This window comes from Nonomuraea terrae (assembly GCF_004348995.1).
GTDB classification, from domain to species: Bacteria; Actinomycetota; Actinomycetes; order Streptosporangiales; family Streptosporangiaceae; genus Nonomuraea; species Nonomuraea terrae.
In genome coordinates this window covers 45587-53152 of the sequence record NZ_SMKQ01000037.1, presented here as the reverse complement: position 1 = coordinate 53152, position 7566 = coordinate 45587, and the positions used below count along the sequence as shown (strand labels likewise).

Below are 7566 nucleotides of genomic sequence, written 5' to 3'. Positions count from 1 at the left end.
CGTTCGTGGCGGCCGAGCCGGTCAGGGGTCGCGCCGCCCCTAGGGGCGTGGTGCTGCCGCGCGCGTTCTGGCACGGCGTCGAGACCGAGAGCGCCATGCCCGCCGCGCGGTACGACTTCCGCGTCGGCGTCCCCGACGCACGGCTGTTCCCGATGGACACCTGGCGCCGGCTGATGGGCCGCGAGCTTCGGGCGAGCTTCTCCGCCTACGGTTCCCCGTCCGGCTACGGGCCGCTGCGCGAGGCGATCTCCCGGCACATCGGCCTCAGCCGCTCGGTGCTCGCCGGTCCCGACGACGTGCTCGTCACCAACGGCGCGCAGCAGGCGCTCGACCTCATCGGCCGCGTCCTGATCGAGCCGGGTGCCGTCGTGGCGGTCGAGGAGCCCGGCTATCCCCCGGCCCGGAGGTTGTTCCGCTCGCTCGGCGCGCGGGTGGCGGGCGTTCCGGTGGACGCCGAGGGCATCGACGTCGCGGCCATCCCGCGTTCGGCGCGCATCGTGTACGTCACGCCCTCCCACCAGTTCCCGCTGGGCACCCCCATGTCACTCGCCCGCCGCGCAGCCCTGCTGGCCTGGGCGGAGCGCCGCCGCGCGGTGGTGATCGAGGACGACTACGACAGCGAGTTCCGCTTCGGCGCGCGCCCGCTCGAACCCCTCCAGAGCCTCGACCGCGCCGGCCGCGTCATCTACGTCGGTTCGTTCTCCAAGACGCTGCTGCCCATGCTCAGGATCGGCTTCCTGGTCGCGCCCGCCTCACTCGTCCCCGCCCTGCGCACGGCCAAGCTGCTCTCCGACTGGCACAGCGAGCTGCCCACGCAGGCGGCCCTGGCCCGCTTCATCGACGAGGGCCTGCTGGCCAGGCACATCAGAAAAGCCACCCGCGAGTACGCCGCCCGCCACGCGCTGATCGCCGAGGCGCTGGCCGCCGACGATCGCCTGGAGCCGGTGCCGTCCGCGGCGGGCCTGCACCTCTGCGCCCGCCTCGCCCCTGATGTGTCCGTACGTCCGGCGCCCGGCGTGCTCATGTTCGAGTCACTGGAGAGGCACTGCGGGGAGGAACCCGCACAGCGCGGACTGGTGCTCGGCTACGGCGTGATCGGCCGCGACGCCATCCCGGAAGGGCTGCGCCTGCTCAGGTCACGGATGTCGGCGGGTCCAGAACCGCCGGCCGCGCGCTTCTGACATCTCCGGGTCGTCGGGCGGTGTCGGCTGCTTGACGATGACGACGGTCGTACGCGCGTGCCGCGCGCAGTACATGCTGGTCGAGGGCAGGAAGATGCGGCTGACCAGCCCGCGTCTCCCCCGGCCCAGCACCAGCAGATCTCCTTCGCGCGCCAGATCGACGAGGTGGTAGCCGGGGTCGCCGACCCGGGCGACGACGACGGTCGTCACGTCGTCGGGAATCCCGCCCGCGACGTCCTCGAACACGCCCTCGATCACCTCGGCGCAGCGCGCCTCCTCCCCTGCCCGGATGGCGTGCTGGACGGGCAACGCCTCAGGAAAGGGGTGGACAGGCGCGCGGCTGACGTGCACGGCCACGATGGCCATCCGGTGCAGCCTGGCCGCCCCGATGGCCCAGGCCAGCGCCCAGCGCGCGGCCGGTGACTCGTCGACTCCGACGACCAGCCGCGCACCGCCGGGCAGATCCTGTTCCACGGTGCCTCCTGTTGAAGTACGACCATAGTGCGCCTCTTGGCCTGTTACCGGGAGGTGGCACTTTGGGAACTCCGAAGTCCCCCCACGCAGCGGGGACATCACTTCTAGACGAGTCTCAGCAGGCCTTCATAGAGCGTCTCGCGCTCGGCGTCCGACAAGAGTCCGTACGGCGCTCCGGCCACCCCGTTGGTCTCCGCCTCGATCTCGGCGCGCAGCTGCCCGTCCGGCAGGCCGACGATCTCGGCCGCCGACAGGCCCGCCGCCCGCCAGGCCGCGGCGTGGGCGTCGGCCCGGTGGTAGCGCAGCGCGGAGAGCCGGTTGAACAGCAGCAGCCCAGGCCCCGCCCCGTCCGGCTCGTACGGCGGCGCGACCAGCTCCAGCGCGCCGCCCGGCAGCCGCTCGGCCCCGTCGAGCACCCGGCCGGCCAGCTCGGCCAGGCCCGGCAGGTCGTTGCCCGCCCAGACGCGCGCGGCCGCCTTCCCGTGCAGCTCGTAGAGCCGGCGGACGAACGCGAGACCCCGGCCCGCGAGCCGCAGCGTGCCGTCGGCGTCCTCGGCCAGGGTTCCCTCGCGCAGGTGCTCCTCGACGCCGGCCGCGTGGTCGGCCGGGTCGCCGTACCGGTAGATCGTGGCCAGGTCGCGGCGGGAGAGCGGGCGCCGGGGGAGTGTGAAGCGCAGGTCCGACAGGAAGCCGGGGGTCACGTCCGACGCCTCGGCCAGGTCGGCGACCGCCCGGGCCGCCGCCGCGTGCACGTTGACGTAGGCCGCGCCGATGACGGGCGCGATTATCGCCGCATACTCCGCCAGGTCCTGAAATTTCGGCATCAGCGGGATTATGCCGCTTTTCGCGTCAGCCGTAACGGCCCTCGGCGGCCGGGAGCAGTGCGGCGGCCAGGTCGGCCGCGAGCGGCTCGATCTCCTCGGGGCGCAGGGACGAGACGGTCACGCGCAGACCGGGCGGCGAGCCGATCCGGTTGCGGGCGCCGGGCGCGCAGGCCCAGCCGCGGGGGAGCAGCCGGGTGATCGCGGTGGTCTCGTCGGCGACGGGGATCCACACGTTCAGCCCGCTGCGACCGTGCGCGCGCACGCCGTGCCCGGCGAGCGCCTCGACCAGGCCGTCCCGCCGGCTGCCGTACGCCGCCGCGACCGCCGCGGTGTCCACCGCCTCCGTACGCCAGAGATGGGCGACGGCGCGCTGCAGCAGGTGGCTGACCCAGCCCGCGGCCAGCTGCTGACGCCCGCGCAGCCGGCCCAGCGTGACCGGGTCGCCGGTGATCAGGGCGAGCCGCAGGTCGGGCCCGAACGCCTTGGCCGTGGACCGGATGAGGATCCACCGGTTCGCCGAGCCGGCCAGCGGGTGCAGGGGGAGGTCCACGAACCCGGAGCCGTGGTCGTCCTCGATCAGCAGCACCTCGGGGTAGGCCGCCAGAGCTGCCCGCAGCTCGGCGGCGCGGGCTGCGGTGACGGCCGCGCCGGTGGGGTTCTGGGCGCGCGCCGTGATGACGACCGCCCGCGCGCCCGCACGCAGGGCTCGGGCGAGCTCGCCCGGGAGCGGGCCGTCGTCGTCGAGCCGCATCGGCACCGGACGCAGCCCGAGCACGGTGACGAGGTCGAGCAGCGCCGTCCAGCCGGGGTCCTCGACGGCGATCGGGTCGCCCGGTCGCAGGTGGGCGGCGAGCACGCGCTCCACCGCGTCGAGGGTGCCCGACGTGATCGCCAGCGGCCCTTCGGGGACACCGTCCGCCCGCAGGCGTTCCCCGGCCAGTACGAGGAGTTCCTCGTCGTCGCCGGTGCCGTACATGGCGGGACGTTCCTCGTGCGCGCGGGCCGCGGCCGCCAGCGCCTCGTGCAGGGGAGGGAGCAGCGCGGGATCGGGGTTGCCGGTGGCCAGGTCACGCACGCCCGGTGGCGCCTCGATGCGGATCTCCTCCCGCAACGTGCTGGCCGGCCGGGGCCTGACGCGGGTGCCGCGCCGCCCGGCCGTCTCCACGACGCCGCGCTCACGCAGCAGCCGGTACGCCGCCGCGGCCGTGCCCGCGCTGACCCCGGCGCGCGCGGCGATCTCGCGCACCGGCGGCAGGAGCACGCCCGGCGCGAGGCGTCCCTCGGACACGGCGACCTCGAGACCGGCCGCGATCTCACTGGCCGTCCCACCGGCGATCGTGTAATTTTCTAGCACAAATCCCATTATGTACTAATACAAAGAGGCAAATGTGCTCATCCATCCTTGGGATGCCGCCCGCGACGACGACGAATGGCGGAGCTGGCTGCGTACGCGCGACTTCGGGCAACTCGCTGCCAACGGCGTGGACGGGGGCGCCCCGGTGGTGGTGCCGACGCACTTCCGGTACGACGGCGACGAGGTCGTGCTCCACCTGGCCAGGCCGAACCCGATCTGGGCGGCGCTGGAGGCCAATCCGGCGGCGGTGGTGAGCGTGCACGACGAGTACGCCTACATCCCCACCGGCTGGCGCTCCGACTCCCCGGAGACCGGGGTGCCGACCAGCTACTACGCGGCGGTCCAGCTCGTCTGCCGGGCGCACATCGTGGACGACCGGGAGGGCAAGGCGGACATCCTGCGCCGCCAGCTCGCCCACCACCAGCCGGACGGCGACCACGGCGAGGTCGCCGCCGACGCGGGCCCGTACCACAAGAATCTGTCGGCGATCCGCGGCCTGCGGCTGGAGGTCGTGGACGTGCGGGCCAAGTTCAAGTACGACGACCACAAGCCGGCCGCGCTTCGCACGCGGGTGGCCGCGGGGCTCGCCGAGCGGGGGCTGCCGGGCGACGCGGCGGTCCTGGAGCGGCAGCGCAGCAGGGAAGCCGGAAGCGGTGCGGGTTAGTCTGGCCGCATGCGGGACGGTCCTGACCTGACGAAGGTGCTCGACTGGGTCGAGCGGGTGGCGGCGTTCGTCTCAGGGGAGTGGGGGCTCACTCCGGTCACCGGCCGCGTCCTGGCCTGGCTGATGGCCTGCGACCCGCCGGAGCAGACGGCCGCCGAGATCGCCGGGGCCGTCGGGGCGAGCCGGGCCTCGCTCACCACGAGCCTGCGGCTGCTGACGTCCGCCCGGGTCGTCAGCCGGGTGCGCAAGCCCGGCGACCGTACGGTGTACTACCGGATCGAGGACGACGCCTGGAGCCGGATCATCGAGCAGAAGCTGGCCGCGTTCACGGCGTTCGACCGGCTGGCGGCCGAGGGGCTGCGGCTGGGCTGGGCCGACGAGGCGCAGACGGCTCGCATCCGCTCGGCCAGGAGCTCCATCGCCGCACTGAATCGCAGGCTTGACGACACGTCACCCACAGTCTGTGGATAACCACTGCAATCTGTGGACAACCCTCCTTCGCACAGGTCGGCCGCGCCCTCTCCGCCAATCCCTCGCCAAGCAAGGTCCAACCCTCCGTCTTCGGATGCGTTTCCCCAGCTCAACCGCCCTTTACCAGCACCGCGGCGACCACTGTGAACCACCTTGTCGCACCCCTCAGGAACGCCCTCCACAGAACACTTATTCGGGAACACCCAACCTGTGGACGAACACTCAACAGAAAGCCGCGACAACCCCCGCCACCTCACCCGGCGACATCCGGCCTGTGTCCACGACCTGCCCCTCCCGGCTGAGCCACGGAAAGGCCTCCTGGTACGCCGCGAGATGCCCCAATCGCCATTCCCGGATCGACTCCTCGTCGCCCTTGATCCGCCGCACCAGGGTGTCGTGGTCGGCGTGGAGCACGAAGTGCCGGACGGGGATCCCGGCCTTCTCCAGCCCGCCGCTGATCTCCCGCCAGTACTCCTCCACGAGCACGGTCTGCGGCATCACCAGCACACCGCCCACGTAGTCGAGCAACCGCACGGCGGTCTCCACGACGAGGCCGCGCCACGGCGGCCAGTCCTGGAAGTCGCCGACCCGAGGCAGCTCAGAAACCGTCCGCAACATGTAGCCGACCTGCTCGGGGTCGAAGTAGCGGGCCTCAGGCACGATCGGCAGGAGCTCCCTGGCGGTGCTGGTCTTGCCCGCGCCGAAGGTCCCGTTCAGCCAGATGATCACGTCACCACGTCCAGTACGAGCGGGCTTCCGACGTCCATTCCAGCGGGAAATACTACTGACTCTTGAACGCCATGCCCTTGCCGCGGGCGCTGTCCTGGTCCGCAGGTTCTGGCAGCCGGCGTCGCCGATCTGCTCCAAGCGCCGCCCCGGCGACCATCATCTGTCTCTTCGTCGTCGGCACACTGTCGAGCACCCGCGCGCCGCGAGCTCACAGGGAAAACCGCGAAACGTCGCGGTCATGCCGGCCATCGAAGCGGCCTATGGCGATGACGGAATCCGTCCTGGGCATAGTGCGCTGTAGCTGCTCGGTCGCCGTTTTCCGGCCCCGGGGTAAATGGAATCGAATATGCAAACTCCATGGGGGTCGATCATGGGACTGCTGGACGGAAAGGTGGCGCTGGTCACCGGCGGCACGACCGGAATCGGCCGGGTCAGCGCGATTCTGTTCGCGAGAGAAGGCGCCAAGGTGGCCGTCACCGGGCGGCGGCCCGTGGCGGGCCGCGAGGTGGTCGAGGAGATCGAGAAGGTGGGCGGCGAGGCGCTGTTCATCGAGGCCGACGCCACCGACGTGGCCGGCGCGAAGAGGGTCGTCGACCAGATCGTCAGCCGCTTCGGCCGGCTCGACGCGGCCTCCAACAACGCCGGCACCGCCGTCGCCGGCCCGCTGACCGAGCTGGGAGAGAAGACGTGGGACCTTCTCATCGACGGAAATCTCAAGAGCACGTTCCGGGTGAACACCGTCAATCCCACCGTCATCCGCACGCACTCACCCAGCCGGGCATCACCAAGAACCCCGACGGGACCGAGTACCACCCGCACGGCGCCGGCACCCGCTCCAGCAGGCGGGGCCACACGTGCGCGTCCTCTCCCGCGTGGTGGTGGTGCAGCACGCCGTTGATCAGGGCGACGTGGCCGGCGACCACCTCGGCCCTCCGTTCGTCGCCCGCAGCCACGCCGCGCACCAGCCCCGGCATGGAGCCGAACTCGCGGCGGAACATGGTGTGCACCACGAACATGTCACTGGCGTCGGCCAAGGGCATGGTCATCCATTCTCCTAGGGTGCGAAAAAGGGGTGGAGGGCCGCCGCGGATCGCGGCGGCCCTGGAAAGGGGGTCAGACGGCCCAGCGACCGCCGTCGACGTGCAGCGTCGTGCCGTGGATGAAGCTCGCCCGCGGCGAGGCCAGGAAGGCGATCGCCTCGGCGATCTCCTGCGGCGCCGCAGGACGCCCGGCGGGCAGGGTGCTCGCCAGGGCGACCAGGGCGTCGCCCATGGGGGCGGTGCCCTCGGTACGCGTCGGCCCGGGGCTCACGGCGTTGACCCGCACCCCGCTCGGCCCGAACTCCGCCGCCCACGCCTTCGTCAGCTGCGCGACCGCGGCCTTGCTGGAGCCGTACAGGCTGTAGCCCGCGTGGCCGTACTCCGCCACCATCGTCGTCACGTTGACGATGGAGCCCCTGCCGCGCTCGGCCATCCCGGGAGCCAGCTCGGCCACCAGGAAGAAGGGCGCCATGACGTTGATGGCGTAGACGTCGTGGAAGTCCTGCTGGGTCATCTCGACCGTCGGCGCGAACGGGTAGATGCCGGCGCTGTTCACCAGCACGTCCACCTTGCCGAGGATCCCGGTCGCGGTCCGCCCGAGGGCGCGTGCGGAGGGCTCGTCGCGCAGCGTCGCCGCCACGAAGTCGGCCTGGCCGCCCTGCGCGCGGATGTCCTCGACGATCTGCTTGCCCTGCTGCTCGTCCCGGCCCGACAGCACCACGTGCGCGCCGAGCCGGGCCAGCACGTGCGCCGTCTCCCGCCCGATGCCCTTCGTGGCCCCGGTGACCAGGGCGCCCGTTCCCGACAGCTCGTTTTCCGCCATTGTCGT

At 72.2% G+C, this 7566-nt stretch carries 9 protein-coding genes and 1 pseudogene; 4 read left to right on the top strand and 6 right to left on the bottom strand.

Annotation, left to right across the window (positions count from 1 at the left end; translation table 11 throughout):
- Positions 1 to 1181 (top strand): aminotransferase-like domain-containing protein (locus tag E1286_RS15440; RefSeq protein WP_132612999.1); only part of this gene is annotated, 1181 nt, incomplete at its 5' end.
- Here E1286_RS15440 and E1286_RS15435 read toward each other — a convergent pair.
- The 3 genes from E1286_RS15435 to E1286_RS15425 all read right to left on the bottom strand — a co-directional run bounded on the left by E1286_RS15435 (position 1137) and on the right by E1286_RS15425 (position 3842).
- Positions 1137 to 1655 (bottom strand): universal stress protein, encoded by a 519-nt coding sequence (locus E1286_RS15435; RefSeq protein WP_223189980.1) that lies wholly within the window; start codon positions 1653 to 1655, stop codon positions 1137 to 1139. The genes E1286_RS15440 and E1286_RS15435 overlap by 45 nt on opposite strands.
- Positions 1656 to 1759: 104 nt before the next feature.
- A complete protein-coding gene (locus tag E1286_RS15430; RefSeq protein ID WP_132612995.1) occupies positions 1760 to 2479 on the bottom strand; it encodes a hypothetical protein in 720 nt (239 codons plus the stop codon).
- Between the two features lie 25 nt (positions 2480 to 2504).
- Positions 2505 to 3842: an aminotransferase class I/II-fold pyridoxal phosphate-dependent enzyme gene (locus tag E1286_RS15425; protein ID WP_132612993.1), complete on the bottom strand. Its 1338-nt coding sequence runs from the start codon at positions 3840 to 3842 to the stop codon at positions 2505 to 2507.
- 25 nt (positions 3843 to 3867) lie between these two features.
- Here E1286_RS15425 and E1286_RS15420 point away from each other — a divergent pair, with 25 nt between their 5' ends.
- Entirely contained in the window at positions 3868 to 4497 is a 630-nt protein-coding gene (locus tag E1286_RS15420) for an FMN-binding negative transcriptional regulator (protein WP_132612991.1), read from the top strand.
- Positions 4498 to 4506: 9 nt separating this feature from the next.
- On the top strand, positions 4507 to 4968 hold the full coding sequence (locus tag E1286_RS15415; protein WP_132612989.1) for a GbsR/MarR family transcriptional regulator: 462 nt from the start codon (positions 4507 to 4509) through the stop codon (positions 4966 to 4968).
- A gap of 222 nt (positions 4969 to 5190) precedes the next feature.
- On the opposite strand, the gene E1286_RS15410 is transcribed toward E1286_RS15415, so the two are convergent.
- On the bottom strand, positions 5191 to 5697 hold the full coding sequence (locus E1286_RS15410; RefSeq protein WP_132612987.1) for a TniB family NTP-binding protein: 507 nt from the start codon (positions 5695 to 5697) through the stop codon (positions 5191 to 5193).
- A gap of 334 nt (positions 5698 to 6031) precedes the next feature.
- On the opposite strand from E1286_RS15410, the pseudogene E1286_RS52040 reads away from it, so the two are divergent.
- Positions 6032 to 6370: pseudogene (locus tag E1286_RS52040) on the top strand (SDR family NAD(P)-dependent oxidoreductase); the annotation flags it as partial.
- Between the two features lie 79 nt (positions 6371 to 6449).
- Here E1286_RS52040 and E1286_RS15400 read toward each other — a convergent pair.
- A complete protein-coding gene (locus E1286_RS15400) occupies positions 6450 to 6743 on the bottom strand; it encodes a hemerythrin domain-containing protein (protein ID WP_132612983.1) in 294 nt (97 codons plus the stop codon).
- Between the two features lie 67 nt (positions 6744 to 6810).
- On the bottom strand, positions 6811 to 7560 hold the full coding sequence (locus E1286_RS15395) for an SDR family NAD(P)-dependent oxidoreductase (RefSeq protein ID WP_132612981.1): 750 nt from the start codon (positions 7558 to 7560) through the stop codon (positions 6811 to 6813).
- Positions 7561 to 7566: the final 6 nt, after the last annotated feature.

Coding starts and splice junctions, on each gene's coding strand:
- E1286_RS15415 (WP_132612989.1), top strand. CDS start 4,507: ATGCGGGACGGTCCTGACCTGACGAAGGTGCTCGACTGGGTCGAGCGG.
- E1286_RS15400 (WP_132612983.1), bottom strand. CDS start 6,743: ATGACCATGCCCTTGGCCGACGCCAGTGACATGTTCGTGGTGCACACC.
- E1286_RS15430 (WP_132612995.1), bottom strand. CDS start 2,479: ATGCCGAAATTTCAGGACCTGGCGGAGTATGCGGCGATAATCGCGCCC.
- E1286_RS15395 (WP_132612981.1), bottom strand. CDS start 7,560: ATGGCGGAAAACGAGCTGTCGGGAACGGGCGCCCTGGTCACCGGGGCC.
- E1286_RS15425 (WP_132612993.1), bottom strand. CDS start 3,842: ATGGGATTTGTGCTAGAAAATTACACGATCGCCGGTGGGACGGCCAGT.